The sequence below is a fragment of the Photobacterium kishitanii genome (assembly GCF_003026355.1).
In the GTDB taxonomy this organism is placed as follows: Bacteria; Pseudomonadota; Gammaproteobacteria; order Enterobacterales; family Vibrionaceae; genus Photobacterium; species Photobacterium kishitanii.
The window spans coordinates 140,905-166,890 of record NZ_PYON01000005.1 but is presented as its reverse complement, the minus strand read 5'-3'; the positions used below and the strand labels follow the sequence as shown (position 1 = coordinate 166,890).

Sequence of the window (25,986 nt, the reverse complement as noted above, 5' to 3'; positions counted from 1 at the left end):
TATAATACCCATGCTAAGTTAATCATTAGCATGGGTTATTCTTTATAGAACCATCATTCCCTTAAAGCATTTAAATCCATTCATCCCACCTCTGCAATTTTAAATATCGTTCAAAAAATCACTCTTTTACATAAAATAGTCATCATTGTAGATAATCATTTAGCAACTATGCTGAAATTTATGCTTTACTTGATTAATAATAATCACTTAAAAGCATAACAAAGGAATTTTATGGTGAAGTATCTAAAATCAATCAAATATTTGTTTGTAGCATTATTGCTAACTCAACTAACTGGCTGTGGCATTAATACGATTCCCACTCTTGATGAACAAGTTAACGCCGATTGGGCACAAGTACAGAACAACTATCAACGCCGTGCAGATTTAATTCCGAATTTAGTTGCCACAGTTAAAGGCTATGCCGCTCACGAAAAAGATACCTTAACCGCAGTGACAGAAGCACGATCAAAAGTATCTTCAATGCAAGTCACTCCAGAAACATTGAATAATCCAGAAGCTTTTAAGAAATTTGAAGCAGCTCAAGGTCAATTAAGCAGCGCTTTATCTCGATTAATGGTTGTGTCTGAGCGCTACCCAGAGCTGAAAGCTAATCAACAATTTATTGCACTCCAAGCCCAGTTAGAAGGTACAGAAAACCGCATTGCTGTTGCTCGTCGCGATTACATTAATTCAGTAAAAGCTTTTAATACTGAAATTCGTACTTTCCCTGGTCGTTTATGGCATTGGGCAATGTATAGCGATTTAAAAATCAAACCGAACTTCACAGCAACCACGCCTAATGCTGATGTCGCGCCTAAGGTTGAGTTCTAAATGAAAAAAGTCCTTTTGGTATGTGGACTTTTGTTGCTAATCAGCCAAAATGCATTGGCTGCAATCACTTTCCCTGTATTGACAGGGAGAGTGGTCGACGACGCCCACATGCTCAACCAAGCTCAAATACAACAACTCGAACAGACCCTTACCACAGAAGAAAAAGCATCATCAAATCAAGTCGTGGTGGTGACGATCCCCTCAACCAATGGTATTCCTATTGCCGATTACGGCTACCAATTAGGCCGTGCTTGGGGGATTGGTCAGAAACAACATGACAATGGCGTGCTGTTAATTATTGCTAAAAATGACAAAAAAATGCGTATCGAAGTCGGTTATGGCTTAGAAGGTGCGTTACCTGATGCAATTGCAATTAATATTATTAACCATCAAATTAAACCCGCGTTCAAAGCCGGTAAATTTTCTACTGGCATTGATAATGGTGTAACCGCGATTATTGCCGCGATCCATGGCGAATATAAACCTGTGGTCACCGAGGATAAACCACCTTACGATTTATATTTGTTTATTCTATTTGTTGTCATCATTCAAATCGTCGCCTTTAGCCGTCGTCGTCGTAATCGTTCAACCTATTATGGTCGTGATGGTGATGTATTTACTAGCGGTGACTTTGGTTCAAACCGCAGCAGTTCTGGTGGCTTTGGCGGCGGTTTTGGAGGAAATAGCGGTGGTAACAGTGGTGGTGGTTTTAGTGGCGGCGGCGGTGGTTTTGGCGGCGGCGGTGCATCAGGAGGATGGTAATGAAATTATTTACAAATGAACAGTTACAAACGATTAGCCAAACCATCAGTGATATGGAAAAAACCACTGACGCTGAATTAATGACCGTTGTAGCAACCAAAGCTGATGACTATTACTTTGTTCCGACATTGTGGGCGGCAATTATTGCACTTTTTGTTCCTGCTATATTAACCATTACCCCATTGTGGCTTGAACTAACAGATATTTTATGGATGCAGCTATCGACCTTTATTATTCTGACGTTAATATTCCGTATTCCAGCAATTAAGTACCGTTTATTACCTAAAGCCGTTAAATATCGTCGTGCAAGCCTTGTTGCCCGCGAGCAATTTTTGGCCAATGGTATTCATCGCACGAAACAACATTTAGGCGTGATGATCTTTGTTTGTGAAGCTGAACATTATGTTGAAATTCTAACAGATTACGGCATTAGTGATTGTATCAGCGATGAAGCATGGCAAAGCTTAGTACGTGACTTTACCAAAGATGTTAAAGCAGGAAGAACATTTGAAGGCTTTATTCAGTGTCTAGAGCAGTCTGGAAAATTACTGACTAACGCTCTGCCTTATACTGAAGATAAAAATGAATTACCTAATTGTTTAGTCGTCATCGATTAACGTATAAAAATAATTAGTTGTTAATATTATTGTTGAAATAGCCCCGAGGGTTGTTTCAACAATTTATTCAACCCACAACCTAACATTGCTTGTTGCTGTCCTTTTAGCACCTCATACCAAAATATCATTAATGCGTTAGTTTATGACTCATATTGGCTTTTTAGCTTTCGTTACACAAATAGTAAACAGAGCCTTCATTGGTTCATAATTACAATGATAACCATGAATATTCGCATCTATCCATTGCTGTGCCGTGATCCCCGAAAAATTAATGTTATAACCACAATTAATTGCAATATGTTCAAAGAATAAACGCTGAACTCGACCATTACCCTCTCGAAATGGATGCAGAACATTAATATCACAATAATACTCAGCTAATTTAGTAACAAAATCATCGTATGCAAGACCAACTAAATAATTATCTTGCTCTAACATCGAGAACAAATTATTAGCTTCTTTTTCTATTCTAATGGCATTACAAAAACGGGTATTTCCTTTTGAGATATCGACTGTTCTAAGCTCCCCTGCCCAGTCAAATAAATCAGAAAACAAAATATGGTGTATTAAGCAGAAGTATTTAAAATCATAAGGTGGCAATTGAAATTCGATATACATTGCTGCTAACGTCGTTAAATCACGCTCAGCAGCTTCTAATACATCTTCATTGGTGATATTGAGCTTATTAACAAGAACCGTACTATTGGGATAAGTATAAGGATCTTGTGTTGTGCCGTATTTATCCGCCATTGACCGCCTCTAAGGAATTTACATTTAAGTATTTATTCAACAAGATTTGACGTTGCTGCTCTCTATCAAGTGATAAATCAAAATCACTCGCTATATCATGCCCTTCTAAACGCATACTTTCTTTAAAGTTATCCATCTTAACTTGTTCAAAATATGCATGTTTTTCTTCGAAAGAAACCAGCTTGGTGCTACTTGGTATAACCAGTTCAATGTTATTAAGTTGAGATTGAATCATCTGTCCCGATTCAAAAACACCCCATCCATTAATTGTAAAACGAAAAGTTCGACCTTGACGCTCTCTTTGAATATTTAACCCTAAGTTTTCAACCAAAGAGTGAACAACTGATTGTACTTTTCTCTCAGAAATCCCTGTTGCAGCAACAATGTCTTGAGTATTTGGAGACTCTAATCGTGTCATTGCAGCTAAAACTAATAGTTCGTACTTCACTCTTACCTCGCACATTTATGCGGAAATAATATTAGCTTACTATTCAATGTTAGCAATTACCATTATTGAAAGCTGAATCGTCATTGCAGAAATGAGAAAACCAGTATCCAAAATCTAATTGCCGTCGATATGGAAAGTTTGAATATTAGAAAATATCGACAACCCAAGATACTGTAATTAGCTATGTACAATATTATAGCGGCCATTTATTTTGAAATACCAATGCCATATTTTTTCACTGACCTAGATCAATTAAACCCTAATTCGTAGTATTGACTAGCATATACAGGTAGAATGCCCCCTCAAAAAATCACAAAAAAAGCATTAAGTGAGTTATTTCGCATGAGTAGAAAAATAGAATTATTGGCACCGGGTGGTGACGTAGAAGCAATTAAAGCGGCAATTGTTGCCGGTGCAAATGCTGTCTATTGTGGTTTAGATATGTTCAATGCCCGTAACCGTGCGTCCAATCTTTCATTTGATGAGCTAAATGGCGTATTACGACTTGCACACCAGCACAACTGTGAAGTCTTTTTAACCCTTAATGTCGTGATATTAGAGCACGAGATTGTTAGCTTAGTGCGCTTGCTTAATAAACTGGTTAACAGTGGTATTGATGGCATCATCGTACAAGACTTGGGTATTTTCAATATTGTTAAAAAGTATTTCCCGTCATTACATATCCATGCTTCTACTCAGTTAACAACCCACAACGAAGGCCAGATTTTATTCTTACAAAAAATCGGGGCAACACGAGTTAACTTATCTCGAGAGCTAAACTTAGGTGAGATTAAAGCATTAACGACCGTCGCCCATGACCATGATGTATTAACCGAAGTCTTTGTCCATGGCGCACTATGTATTGCCTTCTCTGGCCAGTGTTACTCAAGCTCTGTAAGTGTTGGTAACTCAGGTAACCGTGGCCGCTGTAGCCAGGCATGCCGTGACGAGTACGAAGTGACAGCTGAAGGCCATCGCTTTCCACTTAACTTAAAAGATAACTCAGCTTATTTTGATTTACCGGAACTGGTAGACGCTGGGGTAGATTCATTAAAAGTAGAAGGCCGTATTAAAGGCGCTCACTATGTTTACACGGTAGTGGATACATGGCGTAAACAGATCAATAGTTTTATAGAGTCTGGTCAGTTATTAGCTGACGATAGTAATTTACATAAAGTATTTAACCGTAGCTTCACTAACTCATTTTTGCAGGGTAATCTGAACAAGAAGATGTTTACAGATAACCCACGTGATAACAGTATGAATTATGCTGTTGAAAAAAGTAATGCGATCTCTGTCGTCCAGATTCAAGATGTAAAGCAAGACCTTTATAATGATAAAAATGCCCTCGGTGCAGAACTAGCAGACAAGATTAAAGACTTAAGCATTGATAAAATTGCTTTAACGTTAACTTTTTCTGCCAAAGAAAATACTCCACTAACGCTTAACATTACTGCCGGAAATGTATCACTTGAAGTGAAAAGTGATTCACTATTGCGTGTTGCAGATGAAATAGCCATGACACCAGAGACTATTGAAAAGCGTTTCCGTAGCTTCAATAATGCAACGTTTGATCTTGCACCAATGAACTTCGACAACTTTGACGCCAACTTAACGGTACCGTTTAAAGAACTCACGGAGTTAAAAAACCAAGCAGAGTTCTTATTAAACGGTTCACGTGAAGTGATTAAGCATGTGGATTTACCTGCGTTACCTAAGCACGATAAAGTAGAACAAACACCTAAACTATCGTTGATGATTGCAAATGAAAAAGATTTGCACCTTGCTGATGTAACCGATGCTGATATCTATTTCAAACTTCCTGAAAGCTTGAAAAAGAACTGTCTTAAGCATATTACGTTATTTCAAGATAACCCACGCTTAATTCCTTGGTTCCCAGCAGTATTGATTGGTAAAGATTATTTAGAATCAGTCAAAATTCTTGAGCAAGTTAAACCTAAACGGATTGTGACTAACAATACCGGTATTGCCTATAAAGCTTACGAAATGGGCATTGAGTGGGTCGCAGGGCCGTTCTTAAACACGACAAACTCACATGCCCTACTGACGTTACAAGAAGAGTTAAACTGTGCAGGTGCGTTTATTTCTAACGAGATCAATCGTGGTCAAATCAGAAATATTACCCGTCCAGAAAACTTTAAGCTTTGTTACAGCATTTATCATCCCATTCTAATGATGACCAGCCGTCAATGTTTCTTCCAACAAACGGTTGGCTGTAAGAAACCTGCGATTGAAGCTGGCTGTATGTTGAAATGTGAAAAAGCAACAACGATTACCAATATAAAGGGGATTTCGTTTGCCGTTGATAAGCAAAAAGGCGGCTACCCAAGTATTTACAACCACGAACAGTTCTTAAACTTTGATGCGGTAAATGATTTCACTCATTTGTTTGACGAATTCTTTATTGATCTAACCAACATTGGTGCAGGTTCTAAACAAGAACAAGACAAAGTAGTGTTAATTAAACACTTTGAAGCACTGCTTGCGGGTAATGATGATGCGAAAGCTGCACTGAATAACTTAGTGCCTATCTCAACTAATGCCCAATATATTCAAGGTTTATAAACGTTAGCGATATCCTTTAAATACAGAATAATATTAGGCAGCCAGATATTTAATTTGGCTGCCTTTTAATCGTTGGAATTATTGCAAGTACACAGGAATACCATTATTTTCAAACTTGGCGAGGATCTTGGTAATAAAATCACCGCCCTCGTTATCAAAGTCTTTCATACCAAACGGTAATACTTCATTTTTTGGCAACCACTGCGCCAGTTTATTTTTAATCGCCTGATACTGGTTATCAGCAGCTAAATTATGGTGTTCATCAGCATCAACACTGCGATCATAAAGCTCCTCACCACCATCACGGTAACGAATATAGGTGTAACGCTGATCACGAATCGCATGGCATTGATAACCATAAGTAGTGACTACTGGAATTTTACGTTCAAAATTTGGATTTCGAAGCAGTGGTACTAATGAAATCCCCTCATTGGTTGCTACTTTTGGTAAGCCACACATATCAACTAACGTTGGATAGACATCAAGTAAACTCACCGCTTGACGGCAAATTTGACCTTGACGCTGTCCTGCTACGCTGATTAATAACGGTACTCGCGTTGATTCACCCCACAAGGTTTGCTTACGGTAATTCATATGCTCACCAAAATTTTGGCCGTGATCTCCCCAAAAGATAACCGTGGTATTATTAGCATGTGGACTGGCTTCTAAAGTATCGAGCAATTTACCTACTTGCGCATCAACAAATGCAATACAGGCTAAATATCCCTGAACTAACTCTTTACGAATATTGGTTTTTTCAACCGCAGCCGCATCACCATTAGGAATAATCCCCAATGCTAACGCTTTACCATATAAAGGGATATCTGCCATTTCTTTACTTATCGTCTCTGGCAATATCACTTCATCAAGTGGGAATAAATCAAAATACTCTTTTGGAGCGGTGTAAGGTACATGCGGTCGAATGAAACCACATGCCATAAAAAACGGCTTATCGTAAGTTTTCTTTAACCGCTCAACAGTCCAATCCGCAAAATATTCATCGGGCATTACGCCACCATTAGGAATATCACGTCGCTCTAATGCCCCGCTACATAAAGACATTCCTGGTGTGCCTGGACCATAATGTTCTGATTGAATAATTTGTCCGCCACCAACGGGGAATGGATAATATTTATGATCATCTTTGCCATATGAACCATAACCATAACCGTTGGCAAACAAATGCGCGTCACGAGAACCAATAACATACAATGGCACTTCCTCATGCCACTGCTCAGCATGACGAAAATCTGCGGTACCATGATGAGAAATTTTCCCTGATGCCATGGTGTAATAACCATTACTTTTAAAATGTTGAGGTAAGACTGGAGAGCTGCCTAGAACTGATTCAGCAACAGGAGAAAACGGTTTGATACCTAACTCTTTATTAGTATATAGCCCAGTTGTGGTCGGGCTCATCCCTGTCAATAAAGCAGTACGAGAAGGCCCGCACACGGGAACTTGACAATGGGCGTTCGTAAACGCTGTTGACCGGTGAAACAAACGATCAATATTAGGGGTTTTTGCCTGCGGATGCGCGCCTAAAGCACCAATCCAATCATTAAGATCATCAATGGCAATAAACAGCACATTATCTTTTTTCGAAGGTATCGGTTGACCAATAACCCCAGTGCTAGTGAATGCAGCAGCCGATACTGACATTGATGCTGCATAATGGATAAATGAACGTCTACTTACTTTCATGTTATTTCTTTAAATTAAAATCAAAAGTAAATGAAAGTATCTACACGCTAGAAAAACAAACAATCACAAAATTCTAGAATCAACTTACCATCACAAATTTCATTGTAATCATTTCAAGTAATAGCGTTTACTGGCCGTTATTCCTGCTTTCATTCTATTACTTTATAAAATTGTAATGATCATTAAATGTCTGTTGCGTCTTATTCTGATAGCGTTGTGCTAACTCAATAATGTCATCAAACTGAAGTTGATCATTAGCAGTATATGTTACTGTTACAGCCTCTAATGGCATTGAGATTGCAGCATAATGCTGGCCGCTATAAGTCGCTATCGTTGAAAAATGAAGAGTAATATCAGCGTTGAAATAAGCAGTTGCTAACCGCATTTTAGCACCAACAGGAAGGCTATGATTTACCTCATCGACTTCACTTTTAAGCTTAGTTGTTAATTGCTTAACCACCGTATTTATTGGTGCCGTAACCGTTAGTATTGTTTCACCATCAGCCGTTATAACAACAGTAGTCAATAAATGCTGAGAATATACTTGCCCTAAATTCAATGTCTTACCATCAACATTAATGACATGGTGTGGGTATATCACTCGGTACAAACTCCAAGCACCAATCAGCCCAGCTAAAATAACTACGCTTATCGCAATAATCGTTCTTTTTTTCATTTCATTACAATCAGCTAAGTTACTATTCATTTAATCATAAATAATTAACCCAGAAATTTTGCGACGAAGATCACACTTAGTTATCCGTTTTTATTCATTCTTATCATCTAAGAATAATTACACCAATATATTTTATAAAACACATAAAAACCAATCACTTCAGATAGATAAACTAATAATGAAAACATCAATTACAATTCTAATCTCTACTGTTAATTATCAATACACGCGCGCATTACCGTTAACCATTCGGTTTTGTAAAACAAAGGATTGAAAAAAACGTTATCAGCCCCAAGATTACTCAAAACAAAGCAAATAATATTGCTGTATCTATATGGTCTTACTAAGCGGTTTTATCTCGCCAAGTAGCCACACAAGGACAACACTGTGAACAACACAACATCAGCTACACCTCATGATGACACTATCAATCAAGTCGCTATTGCGCCTATTGCTAAAAAAGTACCCCATGAGATGAGCATCCATAACGATACGCGTATTGATGACTACTATTGGATGAGAGATGACAACCGCACGGATCCTGAGATCATTGCACATCTTAATGCTGAAAATAGCTACACCGATGCAGTGATGGCGCACACTAACGCACTACAGCAAACATTATTTGATGAACTAAAAGGACGTATTGTTAAAGATGATAATACTGTTCCGGTAAAGCAAGGCAGTTACTACTATTCTAGCGAAGTATCTGGTGATAATGAGTACCCTATTTCTGTGCGTGCTACTGATTTTGCAGGTACAGATAAGCAGGTATTACTCGATCTAAATCAACTCGCAGCCAAACATGATTATTATGATGTATCAAGTCTAAGCATTAGTGTTGATGAAAATTTATTGGCCTATGGTGAAGACACTGTAAGCCGTCGTATCTACACGATTAAAATTAAGAATATTACGACAGGTCAATACCTTGCAGATGAAATAACAGGTACTAGTGGTTCTGTAGCATGGCAAAATGATAACCAAGCGTTTTACTATATTCACAAAGATCCTCAGACCTTACTTGGCTACCAAGTGTATCGTCACCGCTTAGGGACTCCACAAGCTGACGATCAGTTAATATTTGAAGAAACCGATCAAACTTTTTACACTTCAATCGGTAAAAGCAAAGACAACTCACTCATCTATATCTGGCATTCAAGCACCGAAACTAGTGCCGTCTCTTTCATTGATGCTAACGATGCTAATGCGCAAGCTATCTCGTTTTTAGATCGTGAAGTTGGTTTGGAATACAGCATTTCAAAACTTGATAACTGGTTCTATATTCTAACCAACTATAAAGCGGTCAACTTCCGTTTAATGAAAGTAGCCATCACCGATATTGGCAATAAAGATCACTGGCAAGATGTTATCCCCGCACAAGAAGGGGCAATGCTAGAAGATTATGAAATCTTTAATGATTATCTTGTATATCAACAGCGTGAAAATGGTTTAACTCGCGTTACTGTGCGTGATCTGCATACTCAACAGCAGCAACAATTACACTTCAACGATGATGCGTTCACCCTTTACCTCTATGGTAATAAAGAGATTGATACTGACAAATTACGTTTGTATTACTCAAGCATGACCACGCCAGGCACTCACTATGATTTTAATCTTAGCGATGGCAGTAATGTCGTATTAAAACAAGCACAAATTCTGGGTGATTTTGATGCCAGTAATTACCGTTCTGAGCGCATAATGGTGCCAGCTCGTGATGGTAAATCAGTACCTGTATCACTTGTTTACCGCAAAGATTGCTTCAAAAAAGATGGCACTAATCCACTGTATCAATATGGTTATGGCTCATACGGCGCAATCATTGATCCTAGCTTTTCATCAACTCGTTTAAGCTTGTTAGATCGTGGATTTGTGTATGCCATTGCACATATTCGTGGATCTGAAATGCTTGGTCGCCCATGGTATGACGATGGTAAAAAGCTCACCAAGCAAAACACCTTTAATGATTTTATTGATGTAACGCAATCACTAATCGAACAAGGCTATGGCGCAAAAGATAAGATTTTTGCGGTTGGTGGATCTGCTGGCGGTTTATTAATGGGAGCAATTATCAACCAAGCTCCTGAGCTTTACTGCGGTGTCGCGGCTCATGTACCATTTGTGGATATTGTTACCACCATGCTGGATGAATCGATTCCACTGACAACCAATGAGTATGATGAGTGGGGTAATCCAAACCACAAAGAATACTACGACTATATGTTAAGTTATTCACCGTACGATAATATTACTGCACATGATTACCCTCACCTCTTGGTGACAACGGGTTTACATGACTCACAAGTACAATATTTCGAGCCAATGAAATGGGTTGCTAAACTACGAGAATTTAAAACCAATAATAACCGTTTATTGTTTAAAGTTGATATGGAAGCTGGTCATGGTGGTGCATCAGGCCGCTTTAAAGCTTTACATGAGGATGCATTGGAATATGCATTCTTTATCGACCTATTAGCTGAAAAGAAATAAGTTATTACAACGTAAATTAGCGTCATAATATTTAAGCCTTACAAAAAAAGCCCCCTACCTCAAAAAGTAGGGGGCTTTGTTATTTAGCGCCAATTTTCAATGGCTGATGTTAGTAAAATAAACGTTATTCTTTACCCATTATTGTGGATTAAGACCAAGTTTCTCTAACACTAACTTAAAGTTATCTTGACGCTCTTTAACGTTATGAACAGCGCCTGTTGAACAGCTTGAATCAGGACAACCACGGTTTACAATACCAGAAACATCATCAATAAATTCAGTGCCTTTCAGGCCACTATCAACATATCTTTTCAGTTCGTTATAGTAGTTCCAACCTTCGTATGGACCACCATCATTTGAATAAGCTTGTACTGATGTTACCCAGTAGAACAAGCCCGCTATCCACTTAATTTCTTTGTTCTCTTCAGAGCTACAAATCAAACCTGGGTTTGAACAGAAATCAAGATCAGCATATAACGGATTCGTCGGTGGTGCTTCAACAGTGACGCCATCAATGGTTTGACCAATGGTCGCAGGATCAACATGTGAACGGCCTAAGTAGTGATTAAGGGTACCGAAGTTTTGACGGCCTGTGGTTTGAATAACACCACGGCCCCACCAACCACAACCTTCAACACTTTCTTGGCTGCTACCATCCCAAAGGAACGTACCGGCTTTCTGACCAACATACGTTTTACATTCGTCACGCTCCCACACTTGCTTAGAGGTATCGACTTTATCGGGTACAACGTTACAATGGCCACTATTCGTCCAACGACCTACGCTGCCGTTAACAAGTAAACCGCGCTCTTCTAACACGGCATCAGGTGCTGCAAATACTGGTGCTGGTGCACCGTACCATGACGCATGTGTTAGGGCACTGACTTCCATTTTGTTATCACGAGGACAAGAGTAAGCATAATCTAAGCCTGAAGCAGGGTTAAAGCCGTAATCTGCATATTTCTGACCTAGCTGACCACAACTCGCTGACATTGGATAATCAGTTGGCGCACCGTATTTCACTTCCGACCAATTGTTCTCATCACACGCATTGTAACGAATAGTCTCTTGCATACTTTGCGCTAAGAAAGCAGCAATCGCGACTTTGGCATACATGATGTTAGTGGCATCATCCACGTCATCATTCAATAACCAGAACTTATTACCAGCAACACCAATGTTGTGCATCGCATTAAGGCCATCAAGGAAGTCATTCCACTTATACACTGTAGATGGAACCCACTGTGATTGCGGTGTTTCGTAAAGGAAAGCTTCATTATCCATCACGGTTGCAGCATTTGCTAACTCACGATTCAATGCATCAATGCGTGTTAACGAGCCTTTTTCTAACTCGGTACCGACATAATACAGTGGCACTTTCGCACCTTGGTAAGCTTCAATTTTACCAGTTAAATCCGTATTATTCTCATCAAACAAAATCGCAAATACGTTACTGTACGCTGCTTTACGAATTTGTTGCTCACGAGTGGTATTACCCATAAAGTAATTTGCCGCTTGTGCTGTTGGAATATTTGCCAACATCGCAGGAGTCTTCACGTAATCTGTAACTTGTTTTACATACTCTAGCGCGTTGTGCCATTGATCAGCAGATAATGCCGCAGTAGCACTCGATTTTGTAAAGGCAATAAAGTCAGCTTTAGTTGCAGAACCTGCTTTATAAAGTTCTAATGTATCAAGGAAGCCTGCAGTATAATTCGAGGCTGCGTTCCACACCGATTGGCGGCCTGAATGGGTATCAAATGCAAATTCACCAATGCTTAACGTCCAACCAAAGGTTACTTGTGGTGCAACGGTTGATACGATCAAGTTGTGTGCTTGCGTCCATCCTTTGACATCATTGCTGAGCGCATTAATAGCCGTAATATCAATCTGACTACCGGTGATATCAACAGCATTGGTTAATGCTTGTTTCACCTCAATTGCGCCTAACGCTAGACCTTTATCACGCGTCGCTTGATCAAGTACATCACTACTGATGATAATGGATGACGTACCCGCTTGGTTTGCCTGCTCAATAACCGAAACAAATGCTATCGTTAACTTATCAATATCTGCTAAGTCAGCACTGTTGCTTGTAGCAATAGTGACTGTTTCAGGTGTTGTTGTTGATGGACTTGCTACTACAAACGTATTTGGCCAGCCAGCCACTTCTAAACGAACCGGATCCATTGGGTTAGGTAACGAAAGTAATGGCGCGGTACCAGGATCTGTGCCGTCACAATTTAAATGAAGCGACCATGAAGCGTCACTACCAGGCACACTTTGTGTCCAGTAAACAGCAGAGTAAGCAATGTTTTTATGCACCATAATGTCACCCCCACCAGCATGACCATCACGTGTCCAGTCTGGATAAATATTAAAGTCAGCACATAATCCACCCGGTGGTGTAACTGGTGGTGGCTCAACCGTTTGTGCTGTAACCGTAATATTTAAACGAGTCGTAGATGAAAGCGCTTGCGCATCGGTGGCGATGGCATTCAATGTTACGCTACCTGCTTGAGCTGGCTGCCAGTCACACGTAAATGCATCTCCGGTTATCGCATCAAATGTACAAATTTGCTGATTATTGGCTTTAATAATTACCGAGGTTAAATCATTATCGACATCAGAAGCATTAACAGAAATAGAGACTGTCTCGGTTTCATTAACAGTAGCACCATTAACAGGGGCTATAAAGTTAACTACTGGCGCGGTAAAATCCGTATTCCCTTCTGCTTCTACCGTCACAGAAACTGACTGCTGCTCAATTTTTTGATCATTGCTATCAAACACAAACACATTAATCGCGGCATTGCCTGCATCGCTAGGTGTCCATGTTTGCGAGTAAAGCGTAGTGTTCTGGTCAATGGCTTTTTGAGCAAGTTTAGTGTTATTCACCCAAAACTCAACTTTTGATGCCAATTTACCATCAATACGCGCTTCGATTACAACGGCTTGATTCACTGTTAGCAACTGACCAGCCGTTGGTGCAAGAATTGATAATTCGGTAACTTCAGGTCCAGGCTCCCCAGGACATTCAGTTACATCCCAAAACCATGAATTAGTCGTTGGCGTTTCCCAAATACCCGGTTTATTCTTCGCAATAAAGCATTCATTATTATAAGAAACAATGTCTCCATTCTGAACTTCTGTTTCTCCAGGAACAAAAGGAATAACATTAACTACCTGACTAGTGCCAGAGGCATATAGAGAGCTACTCAACATAACGCTGAGTATAGCTACTGTAACTTTATTTATTCTTCTCAAGATCTAATTCCTTCCATGCTTAAGCGCTTAAAAAAACCAAATATCTGGCCATCATTAGCTATTGGTTGTTGCATTCCGTTCAACCTGTCTCTACTTACCAATATATTCAACAAGTTAAATATGATTAACAGATTTAACATATTTAACACAACAAATTAAGTGTCACAACATTCCATTGGTTATCAAAGTGATAATATGATTGCCAGCTCAAAGAAAAAGTAGATATAAAAAGGATAAATAACTTATAAATGTGAGATTACTCTAACAAGATTTATAGAAACGCAGAGCCAAATAAAAAACGCGCTAAAACAGGAAGCCCTAGTCGCAAGAACATTTTGAGACAATTGAGAATTTGATTAAAGCAATATATCAAGGTGATCAAATTAGCTAAATCACGACAACTAACCCAACAAGAATTACGGCGATATATGATCTCCCCCACACAATAAAATCTATTGCATACGATTTTTTTTCAAATAGTGATAATAAAGAATTCACGGATTTTTTTGCTTTCATATCATTTAAAATAGGGAATTTAATAATGTTTTATAAAGGATTTAAACACATTTCTCTTTTGCTATTGTTATTAATTAGCAGTCCATCAATAGCAAAAAATATAGATTCAGAGATGCATAGTAATTATTGTATGCTTAATACTCCTGATATCATTTATTCTACAACTTCATTTAACCGTTCTATCACTATTAATTTAGCCGATATTGTATCTGATTCACTTAACCATGAACTTTCAATCCTTGAAGTTGTAAAAGTAAGTTCTACTGAAAGTAATTCTAGCTACGTTGAGCAAAGTAAACCGCTAGAGTTTACCTATCGCCCTAATAACTTCCTCGGGGTTGATGTATTTATGTATACCGTTGGGCATAAAGGCATTGGAAAAACAGGACTTGTTGAGATAACAAGTCTTGAACATGACTATTGTACGCTTGAAACACCTGATACAACTTATTTATCAACAACATCAAACCAAGCAATAACAATAAATCTAGAAGGTATTGTAACTGACTCATTAGATCATAAGTTATCAATACTTGAGATAGTTAACATTACCTCTTCTGGAAATAATCTTAGTTTTTTTGAACAAATTAGCCCATTAACATTCACTTATAATCCTAATGGTCATCTAGGTGCCGATGTGCTTATGTATACTATCGGACATGAAGGTGTTGGCAAAACAGGATTAATTGAAATAATGACATTGGATTAATCGTTGTTTATTAGTATGCGCCCCATTTAACGGGGCATTTTTACACATTAAAGAAGTAATTAATATTTTCTATTATGTTGTTTATTAATGACCATGAATCCAATAAACCCGTTATGACAGCTCGTAATCCTCAAAATGATCAACAAACTTTTGTAAACCAATAAGATCTAGAATAATAAGCTCCGTGCCCTTTTTTTCAACTAACCCTTGTTGAATCAATGTTTTTAAGGCGCGACGATAAACTCGACTGGATGTACCAAAACGCTCAGCTTCTTTATCGACTTTATTAAATCTTCCGAGAGTCAGAGAGCTACGAGCATGCTGGAGTAAATCAAAGGCAATATTATAAGTAATTGGATGCAGCAAACGGTAAGTATATATATCAAGGGAGTCTTGGTAATCAAGTGCCAAAGCAGAAGCAAAAAACAGACTAAATTCAGGGTGTTCTAACAGTAATTTTTCTACTTTTTTTATATCAAGAATATCGATCTCTATCGCTTCTTCAACAACCACTGACCACTGACATTGCGTCTTAGTAAAGAATTCCATTTCACCAAATACATTATAATTACAATCCATCTCCCCTAACTGAAAACGACGACCATTAACTGCACAAATATGCATTGATACGCGACCAACAGGAACAATAACAAGCTGAGTAATCGCTTGGCCTTGTTGCAATATAGGATCGCCGATTTGGTAGCGTTTACTACCAATTTGACAACGGTAAAGAGCTTGACGAAAACTAAGATAATGTTGAGTCAGATAATCGCTAAACCTTGTTGATGGAGATGGTGTTAATTGCATCACTCATATCACTGTTATTTCATTTCATAGTAAGATAACGGGTTTTCATTATACTGAATAGAAAAATCTATATTACGCATTAAAATAGCCCAATCAGTAGCAATTGGGCTATTTAGTCGATGTTACACACTATTAAATAACTTGAGTCAGTGCATTCAGCGCAACATTTGCCGCTAACTGTTCACCTTGAATAAGATCTTCAGCTTCATTAACATAGGCGCTGATTCCTTCGGTCACATTCTGTTGATAAAGAACAACATTATTAAGTATTGCTGCGGTTCTTAACTGACGAAGACGACCAACAGTTAATAAAGCAGAAGTCTCCATATCAGCACCTAATACCCCTTTTTTATGCCAATATTCACAAATACTATCTTCATCATCGGTATAAAAACTATCGTGAGAGCGAACAATACCGCAATAGTAATTAATGTTCTGTTGAGATAAGTCCGTTTTTATCAAATGAACCAATTGGTGATCAGCAATAGCAGGAAATTCACTTGGAAGATAAGCTTTAGATCCTCCTTCATCGCGAACCGCACCTTCAGCAACAATTAATTCACCCAAGCCAATATTCGATTGCAGCGCTCCTGCTGAGCCAACACGAATAATATATTCAGCACCACATCGTTTGAGTTCCTCCAAAGCAATAATCATCGATGGAGCGCCCATCCCTGTACTGCACAATGTGACTGGTTTTCCTTGATAGTCGCCATTAATGATGCGGTATTCACGATTTTCAGCAATTAATACACTATTAGTTAAAAAACGTGCTGCTATTCGATTAACTCTATCTGGCTCACCACAAACTAAAACACCTGTGGCAATTTGACCGTAACTAATTAATAAGTGAGGTTGCTTATTCATGCGATAGCTTTCCTAACTTGTGGCTTATTTCTATTAGCAATTGCGATCCAGCAACGCGCACCATTCGCGGCAACAAAGAGAAGAATCGCATACTGAATAGAAAGAGCATAAACACCTTGGGCTGCATATAAACCAACACTAATGATGTTAATAACAACCCATAGAATCCAGTTTTCTACATACTTACGTGTCATTAGAATTTGAGCAACAATAGAAAGTACCGTCATAGTTGCATCCCAAAACGGGAAAGCGCCTGGCTGTAATGTAGGATCAGCTAAATTAGCACCAAAAATATTCAATACATCGACAGCAAAATTAGCTAACGCAAAAAATACTGGGTTGATATAAAGCGTTAATAAACTAATTGCAATTGCACTTAGCGCAACAGTCATGGCTAACTTTGGTTTACTTAACCAACGGATCTCTAAGCTGTCACCATTAGTGTTTGATTTCGTCCATGCAAACCAACCATAAATATTGGCACAAAAGAAAAACACTTGAAGTAGCAATAATCCGTACAGTTGAATTTGAAAGAAAATAATACAGAATAACGTGACATTAATAAGGCCAAAAAAGAAGTTTATGGTTTTTTCTTTACTGGCAAACCAAATACACAGTAAACCAAAAATAGTACCAATAGCTTCAATCCATGACATGGCATAGCCACCACCAATTGAAAAGTTAACAAGAGTGTTATTGATATCGAACCAAGAAAGAAAGTCCATCGGTTATTCCTTTTATTCTCATTAATAATTTGAATCAATTGTAAAAGGCATACTTATCTATAGTGAGGACATTTGTCCCATCACAAGTGAGGATGATCAACTTTTTAAAAATTAGTTCGTCACTTTCTCATTCAACGACATAATCATTTAACAGTAAATAAACTGTGACAAAGAAAAGCCGTTCTACGCTAGCTCAGTAAGCTAACGCAGATAATAATACGGGATATTTTGACTATATTTATATTCGCGATTTAAGACCAAATAGCGACCACAGCCATTAACGCAAAACCGATCACGACAAAAGTAAAATTCTTTAAATCACAGCATTTATCAACCATGGTCGATTGTTTTAAGCCATGTAATGTGCCGAGATACAAAAATGTACCTGCCGCTAATGAATAAAAGATCGGCTCTAATAATGGATAGCTACTAGTGTATTCTAAAACGCCTGAACCTAATGCAACCCCTAATGGCAACATCAACGTAAATAACCCAAACATTAATAAAGCTTGGCGTAACGATAGACGACTTTTACTTAATTGAACTGCCAGTGAAAAACTCGCGGCCCATTTATGCGCTAAAATAGCAATAAGGATCATCACCATCATCGTGATAGAACCACTCAATCCTAGCACCGTACCCGCAAGTAATGAGTGAATAGATAAAATGACCATTGCTAAAATAGCAAACGCAGGGCTATTACTATCACCGTGTTCATCTAAGCGGCGGCCTAAGTGTTCAAACCATAATAGTAATAAAAACACACAGCCTGCCAATACGAATGCTATCGGGTAATCAATACCATGATCTAAAAATGATTTTGAGGCGTCACCTAACATATGAATTAAACCTGCGCCAAGAAAAACGCCGGATGCTAATGCTTCTGCTGCAGGTGATTCTAAAGGTCGGGTCGTTTTAAATTTACGAATAAACGGATACAACCCAGCAAGCACAGTAGTAACAAAAATAAGCACTACTGATAATATTTTAAATTCATCGAGATTCATGTTGTATTCCGCATCGTTAAACAACCGACTTTATAGCACTTACGGGGTTACTCTGCGAACGATTTGAATGTAAAACATTAATTCCATATAGCAATAATATTAATTACTTATAATATTTGGAAATCTTAATAATAATCGCCGCAATATTGAAACAGTCATAAAACGAAAATAAATCTATATAAGTCAATTAATTAAATAAAATCACGCATCTATTGTTTAAATTATTAATAAAAAACGGCACTATAATCTCATTTATTTATAAAAATGAACTACGCTTAGTGAGTCCCAATACATCATAAAATAGAGGTATTATATGGCCACTCAGAAAACAAAAGAATCGACACACGAGACAATGGAACGCCATTACTCTGATGATGCAAAACACAAACATGATAAAGATCACCAAGAATATCGTGAACATGAACCATCACATGGACATCATATTCACGGCGGCGTTGGCGCTGCGCATAAAGAAACCCACCATCATCATCATACAACTCATCACCACCACCATCACTACTATGGCCATGTCACTATTATCAATGGTAATGAAGAATAATCATCTTTTAAAATGACTAAAACATGCTGATAAATATATCTGCATGTTTTACTTATTACTGCCCCATAGCAAAATCTTTATTGCGTTTTCATTTATAATCACTATAGTCTTACCTCCAATATAAAAATACACTTTCCCTTATGAAACAATTTCTTATTACATGCCTATTTTGTTTATTATTGGTTGGGTGCGTAACTGAAAGTGTACGAGTCATTCCAACCAAAGTAAGCGTAAAAGCAGGTATTGATTTCAATCCATGTGGCAGCGAAGTTGAAGGCTATAAATTTGAACCTAATGGCGTTATTTCAATAAGTTGCACCAATGGAAACGTCTATTCAGTACGTAATCGACAACAACTTGAAAAAATGAAAAAAAATGTCATTGATTGCCAACGAAAAGGCTTTGATGATTATAGCTTGTGTCTATCAAACAAAAACAACACTAAAAATAGCGATACAAACGCACAATCCGACAACGGTATGAGCAGATAACGATAATAAATGCTTAATACTCGAAAAATAACAACGCTTTATATTTATCGACACCATAAAAAATATTCATCGAAAAACAATATGATTAAATATTCATTTAATTGCTAATAAAACGGCGTTGAATTGCATAAAATATCACCCTCCCCTCAATGATCGTTTTTTAATCAATTTTGACTTCTGTAATTTTACTTCTGCTACTAACTTTTATTATTCCTCTTAGACTACTATTCACTCAAAATATAAGAGGTCTTATTATGAAAAAAACTCATCTTAGCTATCTTCTACTTATAGCAATATCAGCACCAACTATGGCTGATACTTTAACGAATCCATCAAATAATGTAATTCTTGGCAATAATGCGGATGTAAAAAATAGTAATACATCAATATCTATAGGATACAGTGCCCACGCCCAAGGCGGCTCAAGTATTGCGGAAGGGTATCAAGCAACTGCCGATGGTAACGCGGCGGTTGCCATAGGAGTGGCATCCAAAGCAAATGGCGATCAATCTGCATCTTTTGGATCTAACGCCAGCACTGATGGTAATAGTTCATCATCTTTTGGTTCAGGATCTGTCGTTAAAGGCGTTCAAGCAGAAGCGTTTGGTGCAACATCACATGCGCTAGGTGATAATGCTGTTGCTTTTGGTTCTGGTGCTAATGCCAATGGCCGTTATGCATTGGCTTTAGGTACTAGTGCTCAATCACAAACAGCAGATATAGCAATTGGTAATTATGCTAAAGCAACAGGAACAAGAGGCTCAATTGCTATCGGTAATGGATCACAATCAACTGATGGTCAAGTATCATTTGGTAATGCCCATGTTCAACGCCGATTAGAAAATGTGCATGCGGGTATTGCAGCAACAGATGCTGTCAATGTGAGCCAATTAAATCAAGGTATACAAAAAGCAGACAGCTATACTGACCAAAAAACAGCAGCAACATTAGCTGATGCTAAAACATACACGAATCAACAAACGGCTTCGACGTTAACAGACGCTAAGACATACACGAATCAACAAACGGCTGCGACGTTAACAGACGCTAAGACATATACGAATCAACAAACGGCTACTGCTATACAACAAGCGAATACTTATACTAATAATAAATCAGCCACAACATTAAATAACGCTAAAACATATACAGATCAACAAAATACAGTCACTTTACATAATGCAAATAGTTACACGAATAATAAATCAACCGAAGTTTTAGCAACAGCAAATAGTTATAGTAATCAGCAAAGTGCTGCAGCAGTACAACAAGCAAATAATTATACTGATAATAAATCGGCGGCGACATTATCAGCTGCAGATCAATACACTGATCAGAAGGTGAACTTCCTTACTCAGGATATTGAAAAGGTTCACAATCAGGCTAATGCGGGTATAGCAAGCGCAATGGCAATGTCATCAATTCCAATGAAACAAGGCTATCATTATACAATTGGTCTAGGTGCGGCTAATTATGATAATCAATCCGCTATAGCGTTAGGTGGCAAATTCGACGTGAGTCAACATAGCATAGTTACTCTTGCTGCATCTGATAATAGTCTTCATGATGCCGGTGTTTCTGCTGGCGTTGGATTTGGGTTTTAATTATTTAAACATAAAAGCAGTAGATAATAATTATATCAATTTTATCTACTGCTCAACGCACTAAAAACCTCCAACCCATTGTAATAATTACAAACATCAAAGTTAGAGCTTTAGCTCTAATGCATATTAATTCAAATGACAAACTCATATTTTTTATCGTATCAACAAAAAATTTATATCACGATTAAAATGTAACCATTTTTTGCTTCCACACACCTAAAAAAATATATTTCTGTACTTATTCTCTATATTATTAAATACCTTATTGATAATAATTATAATTACCCAAAAAATGGTAAATATAATTCTATTTATAGATTTAACTTTTCCATATGCAATGAATAGTATTGCCACACAACTCATATGGACGTAATCATGAATAGCTATAAAAAAACGTGTGCTGTAATTGCAATATTATCCACATCAACAATGACATATGCATCACCAATCAACACTCATAGCCTATCAAACAATTTGTCTAACAATATTACTCACGGCTACCAAGCAAAAACCAAAATTGAAAAAGACTCTGCTATCGCTATTGGCGTTGCTGCATCAAGTATCGGTAACCAATCGATAGCGCTCGGCACTAATGCTTACGCTCACGATAACAGTGCTGTTTCTTTTGGTGCTGGTTCATCTGCAACGGGTATTCAAAGTACGGCAACAGGATCTCGCGCTATTGCCAATGGTGATGCTGCTTCTGCATTAGGTTCTGGCGCCACCGCTACGGGTCGTCGTTCTATTGCTATCGGTTCAGAATCCAAAACAACAGGTGATCATGCTATGGCAATTGGCAACTATGCCTCAGCTGATAAAACCACGATATCTTTAGGCGATCATGCAATAGCAACGGGTCACAATTCAATCGCTATTGGGAACAGTTCACACTCAAACGACGGTCAAGTCTCTTTTGGTAATGCTAAAACTCAACGCCGTTTAGAATATGTAGCCAACGGTCGAGCAAATACTGATGCCGTAAATATGAGTCAACTAAATCAGCAAATGGCGCAAACCCGTACTTACACCCAACAACAAAAACAAACCGCAATAACCCAAGCAAAAACCTACGTAACACAACAAAGCACTGCCACCCTAAACAAAGCCAAAATGTATACTGATCATCAATCAGCAACGACGCTATCAGCTGCAAATCAGTACACAGACCAAAAAGTGAATCTACTTACTCATAACATTGAGAAAGTTCATAACCAAGCCAATGCTGGTATTGCAAGTGCGATGGCAATGACTTCAATTCCAATGCGACAAGGTTACCACTACACTATTGGTATGGGTGCTGCTAATTATGGTAACCAATCAGCGATGGCGATTGGTGGTAAATTTGATGTTGGCCAGCATGGCGTTATTACTTTAGCGGCTTCTGATGACAGCCAACACGATGCAGGCATCGCCGCTGGTTTTGGCTTTGGTTTCTAAAGGCTTTATTCATCCAACTGTGGTCGCCACCAGTAATGTAATAAGCGACGATATCCTCGTTTAATATCATACAAAATTAGATATAGAGCAGGCACTAATACTAAAGTGACAACGGTTGCGAATAAAATACCAAACGCAAGTGATGTTGCCATAGGAATCACAATCTGTGCCTGCAAACTCGTTTCTAATAAGATCGGAGCTAACCCAAAGAAAGTGGTAAGTGACGTTAATACAATGGCACGAAAACGACTACATCCGGCCTCTGTTACTGCATGATAAAGTGGTACTCCTTGTGCCAAGGCACGATTAATAAATACAACGAGTACTAAAGAGTCATTCACTACCACACCAGACAATGCCAAAATACCAAACACACTCAATAAATTAAGTGAGATATCAGCAAAATAATGCCCTGCAATAGCACCGATAATACCAAATGGGATCACCGACATGATAATCAACGGTTGAGTGTATGAACGTAAAGGAATCGCCATTAATGCAAAAATAGCAAATAGTGCCAATACTGCATCTCGAACTAGACTACCTTTTGTTTCACTCTCTTCTTTAGCTTGACCATCTAATTGAATTTTTACCGTTGGATATTGATGGCGCAATAAAGGTAAATAGCGATTATTGATAATGCTATAGATTTCAGAGGGAGAAGCTTTATCTTTCTGCACATTAGCGCTTACCACCAGCGTGCGGTGTTTATCGACCCGATGAATACTATTCAACGCTGGAATAAAATTAATTGTTGCCACTTGTGAAAATGGTACCAGACTGTCATCTGATAATACCACCTTCATATTTTGTAAGTCGCCAACACTACGTCGTTCGTGTGCGGGATAGCGTACCATTACTTTAACTTCTTCGTTATTACGTAACAGACGTTGGACTTCAATACCTTGAAAAGCATGTCGAACTTGATGAGTAAGGTTAGCCACTGATAGACCCAATAGTTTACCAATTGGAGTTAACTTGATATTGATCTCTTGAGTAGGTGCAGATAAATCATCTTCAATATTAAACACCCCTAAATAACGCCCTAACTGTTGCTTTAGTTGGGTTGCTGCTTGCACTAATTGCGCACTATTATCGCCTTGTAAACTATATTGAATATCACTTTTTTGACGATCAATAGATGCCTCATAAGCAATAGATTTAACCCCAACCAATGGTGGTATATTACTTTTCCAGTTAGCTAAGATATCAAAGCTCGTTATTGGCAAACTCTCACTTTTCTCTAATTCAACCAGCACAAACATATCGTTACTATCTCGCATATTAACAAAACTATGTTTTACTACATGAACGCCTTGCTGCTGATATATTTCCTCATCAGTTTTATAAAGAGCCTGTTCTAATTGATTCACAACCTTAATATTATTTGCCGCTGAATTAGAGTCATTCATTTCCACCAGCACTTGAATATAATCAGAGGGTAGTTTAGGAAAGAATACCCACCGTAATTGCCCACTAAACACCAAAGCCAATGCTAAACATAATACGCCAACGAAAGTCGCTAATACGTTATATCGGTGCATAATAGCAGCCATAATAAAGCGTCGATAATGGACATTAATAAATCTATTTACAGCCTGATTAAAATGCCGTTTAACTCGTACTAGTGGATTGTTCCATTGCCGCTGCTGTACTAATCGGGATCGTGCTAAATGCGCCGGTAAAATCAGTTTAGATTCAATCAATGAAAAGGTTAAACATAAGATAACCACCCACCCAATAGCTTTGAAAAATTCGGTACGAGGATTATCAGACAATAGCATTGGAACAAAAGCTGCCATGGTAGTTAACACCCCAAAAGTTGCAGGAACCGCAACCCGCTTAGCGCCTTGAATAACATGCTCAATCGTTTGTCCTTGTTGCTCTACTTCAGAATAGACACTTTCACCAACAACAATCGCATCATCAACCACAATCCCTAGCACTAAAATAAAACCGAATAGCGACAATAAGTTAATCGAAATATTGATACTTTCTAGCGGCATGAATAACAATGTGCCTAAAAAACAAAATGGCAATCCAAGTAGCACCCAAAACGCTAACCTAACTTCTAGAAATAACGCCAGAATAATAAATACTAATAATCCACCATATGCCATATTAGATAGCATCATGTTAAGTCGACCTTCTAGGTAATGCGACATATCTGCCCATTTATCAATATGTACCCCCTGCGGTAATTGGGCTTTTTTATTCGTTATATACTCACTAATTTGCTGCGATATTTGAGTCGCATCTTGGTTGGGAAGATTACGGATTTGTATGACTGCGGCGCGTTGTTGATTAAATCGATTAAGCACTGATTGCTCAACAAAACCATCTGTTACTGTGGCGATATCGGATAACTGGAGTTGACTTCCATCGGGATTAGTACGTAACACAACAGCCGCAAATTGATCGCCTTGATAAAGTTGTGCCGTGGTACGCACTAACACATCACCATCTTGCGCTTTTATTGCACCTGCGGGTAAATCCAATGAACGTTGCTGTAAGGCTTGTGCGACTTGCTCAATAGTTAAATTATAATTACGCAGTTGCTGAGATGATATTTCAATCGAAATTTCATCGTTTTTAACCCCAGTAACAGTAACTGCGGTTGCACTGGTTTGCTGAATAATTTCATCTTTAACCACTTGGGCATAGCGTTTAAGTTGGCGATCGCTCAATTCACCATATAGTGATAAAAACATCACATTACTCATAAACTCTGCCCGTTGGATCAACGGTGGTTCCATTTGAGCTGGAAAGGTAGTTATAGCATCAACACGTTGTTTTACTTGATCTAAAATCTTATCAAAATCAGCATCATTATCGAGTTCTAAGGTAACAACGCCTCCCCCTTGATTAGCAACAGCGGTAACACGTTTAATATCAGCAATATCATCCACTGCTTGTTCAATTTTAACAATAATCCCTTGCTCAATATCCGCTGCTGCTGCACCGGTATATTGACTGGTAATGGTTATTTTATTGGTACCAAAAGCTGGGAATATTTCTTTATTAATAAGATTGACTGAAAATAAGCCACCAATCATCACTAGCAACATCAATAAATTAGCAGCGACATGATTACGCGTAAACCAAGCAATGATTCCCGATGATTCCATTC

20 protein-coding genes are annotated in these 25,986 nt (G+C 38.2%); 10 read left to right on the top strand and 10 right to left on the bottom strand.

The features are described 5' to 3' along the window. The first annotated feature begins 231 nt into the window (after positions 1-231). The 3 genes from C0W29_RS07980 to C0W29_RS07970 are packed head-to-tail and all read left to right on the top strand — an operon-like array spanning position 232 to position 2,210. Positions 232-831 carry a LemA family protein gene (locus C0W29_RS07980; protein WP_036792583.1) on the top strand — a complete coding sequence of 200 codons (600 nt, stop codon included), beginning with the start codon at positions 232-234 and terminating at the stop codon, positions 829-831. Continuing rightward, a complete protein-coding gene (locus C0W29_RS07975; protein ID WP_045043062.1) occupies positions 832-1,593 on the top strand; it encodes a TPM domain-containing protein in 762 nt (253 codons plus the stop codon). Beyond that, positions 1,593-2,210 carry a TPM domain-containing protein gene (locus C0W29_RS07970; protein WP_045045229.1) on the top strand — a complete coding sequence of 206 codons (618 nt, stop codon included), beginning with the start codon at positions 1,593-1,595 and terminating at the stop codon, positions 2,208-2,210. The genes C0W29_RS07975 and C0W29_RS07970 overlap by 1 nt, the downstream gene beginning before the upstream one ends. A 147-nt stretch (positions 2,211-2,357) precedes the next feature. On the opposite strand, the gene C0W29_RS07965 is transcribed toward C0W29_RS07970, so the two are convergent. After that, complete coding sequence (locus tag C0W29_RS07965) at positions 2,358-2,960, bottom strand: putative adenosine monophosphate-protein transferase Fic (RefSeq protein ID WP_045045228.1); 603 nt, start codon at positions 2,958-2,960, stop codon at positions 2,358-2,360. After that, positions 2,950-3,408 (bottom strand): YhfG family protein, encoded by a 459-nt coding sequence (locus C0W29_RS07960; protein WP_230850447.1) that lies wholly within the window; start codon positions 3,406-3,408, stop codon positions 2,950-2,952. The genes C0W29_RS07965 and C0W29_RS07960 overlap by 11 nt, the downstream gene beginning before the upstream one ends. Before the next feature lie 342 nt (positions 3,409-3,750). Here C0W29_RS07960 and C0W29_RS07955 point away from each other — a divergent pair, with 342 nt between their 5' ends. After that, entirely contained in the window at positions 3,751-5,994 is a 2,244-nt protein-coding gene (locus C0W29_RS07955; RefSeq protein WP_036792597.1) for a peptidase U32 family protein, read from the top strand. Between the two features lie 78 nt (positions 5,995-6,072). Here the strand turns inward: C0W29_RS07955 and C0W29_RS07950 are convergent, their stop codons facing one another. Together C0W29_RS07950 and C0W29_RS07945 are read right to left on the bottom strand one after the other, a co-directional pair. Beyond that, positions 6,073-7,698, bottom strand: a complete 1,626-nt coding sequence (locus C0W29_RS07950; RefSeq protein ID WP_052671666.1) for a sulfatase — start codon at positions 7,696-7,698, stop codon at positions 6,073-6,075. A 157-nt stretch (positions 7,699-7,855) separates the two neighbouring features. Further along, positions 7,856-8,374, bottom strand: coding sequence for a hypothetical protein (locus C0W29_RS07945; RefSeq protein ID WP_146145253.1), 519 nt, complete (start codon positions 8,372-8,374; stop codon positions 7,856-7,858). A gap of 387 nt (positions 8,375-8,761) precedes the next feature. Here C0W29_RS07945 and C0W29_RS07940 point away from each other — a divergent pair, with 387 nt between their 5' ends. Beyond that, a complete protein-coding gene (locus C0W29_RS07940; protein WP_235869007.1) occupies positions 8,762-10,867 on the top strand; it encodes a S9 family peptidase in 2,106 nt (701 codons plus the stop codon). A gap of 138 nt (positions 10,868-11,005) precedes the next feature. Here C0W29_RS07940 and C0W29_RS07935 read toward each other — a convergent pair whose 3' ends face one another. After that, the gene (locus tag C0W29_RS07935) at positions 11,006-14,092 is read right to left on the bottom strand and encodes an Ig-like domain-containing protein (protein WP_107174040.1); all 3,087 of its coding nucleotides are present in this window, start codon (positions 14,090-14,092) and stop codon (positions 11,006-11,008) included. A gap of 670 nt (positions 14,093-14,762) precedes the next feature. Here C0W29_RS07935 and C0W29_RS07930 point away from each other — a divergent pair. Further along, the gene (locus tag C0W29_RS07930; RefSeq protein WP_146145914.1) at positions 14,763-15,359 is read left to right on the top strand and encodes a hypothetical protein; all 597 of its coding nucleotides are present in this window, start codon (positions 14,763-14,765) and stop codon (positions 15,357-15,359) included. A 111-nt stretch (positions 15,360-15,470) separates the two neighbouring features. On the opposite strand, the gene C0W29_RS07925 is transcribed toward C0W29_RS07930, so the two are convergent. The 4 genes from C0W29_RS07925 to C0W29_RS07910 form a co-directional block, all read right to left on the bottom strand. Continuing rightward, a complete protein-coding gene (locus tag C0W29_RS07925; RefSeq protein ID WP_045042507.1) occupies positions 15,471-16,166 on the bottom strand; it encodes a Crp/Fnr family transcriptional regulator in 696 nt (231 codons plus the stop codon). Between the two features lie 132 nt (positions 16,167-16,298). Beyond that, positions 16,299-17,033 (bottom strand): nucleoside phosphorylase, encoded by a 735-nt coding sequence (locus tag C0W29_RS07920; RefSeq protein ID WP_045042506.1) that lies wholly within the window; start codon positions 17,031-17,033, stop codon positions 16,299-16,301. Beyond that, complete coding sequence (pnuC, locus tag C0W29_RS07915; RefSeq protein WP_036790931.1) at positions 17,030-17,758, bottom strand: nicotinamide riboside transporter PnuC; 729 nt, start codon at positions 17,756-17,758, stop codon at positions 17,030-17,032. The genes C0W29_RS07920 and pnuC overlap by 4 nt, the downstream gene beginning before the upstream one ends. Positions 17,759-18,009: 251 nt before the next feature. Further along, on the bottom strand, positions 18,010-18,765 hold the full coding sequence (locus tag C0W29_RS07910) for a ZIP family metal transporter (RefSeq protein ID WP_036790933.1): 756 nt from the start codon (positions 18,763-18,765) through the stop codon (positions 18,010-18,012). A 313-nt stretch (positions 18,766-19,078) separates the two neighbouring features. Between C0W29_RS07910 and C0W29_RS07905 the strand changes: the two genes are divergently transcribed. The 4 genes from C0W29_RS07905 to C0W29_RS07890 all read left to right on the top strand — a co-directional run bounded on the left by C0W29_RS07905 (position 19,079) and on the right by C0W29_RS07890 (position 22,856). After that, positions 19,079-19,324 (top strand): hypothetical protein, encoded by a 246-nt coding sequence (locus tag C0W29_RS07905; protein ID WP_045042505.1) that lies wholly within the window; start codon positions 19,079-19,081, stop codon positions 19,322-19,324. Between the two features lie 140 nt (positions 19,325-19,464). Continuing rightward, positions 19,465-19,815 carry a hypothetical protein gene (locus C0W29_RS07900; protein ID WP_045067129.1) on the top strand — a complete coding sequence of 117 codons (351 nt, stop codon included), beginning with the start codon at positions 19,465-19,467 and terminating at the stop codon, positions 19,813-19,815. 254 nt (positions 19,816-20,069) lie between these two features. Further along, a complete protein-coding gene (locus C0W29_RS07895; RefSeq protein WP_045042504.1) occupies positions 20,070-21,419 on the top strand; it encodes a YadA-like family protein in 1,350 nt (449 codons plus the stop codon). 375 nt (positions 21,420-21,794) lie between these two features. After that, a complete protein-coding gene (locus tag C0W29_RS07890) occupies positions 21,795-22,856 on the top strand; it encodes a YadA-like family protein (RefSeq protein ID WP_045042503.1) in 1,062 nt (353 codons plus the stop codon). A gap of 5 nt (positions 22,857-22,861) precedes the next feature. Here C0W29_RS07890 and C0W29_RS07885 read toward each other — a convergent pair whose 3' ends face one another. Next, complete coding sequence (locus C0W29_RS07885; RefSeq protein ID WP_045042502.1) at positions 22,862-25,984, bottom strand: efflux RND transporter permease subunit; 3,123 nt, start codon at positions 25,982-25,984, stop codon at positions 22,862-22,864. Positions 25,985-25,986: the final 2 nt, after the last annotated feature.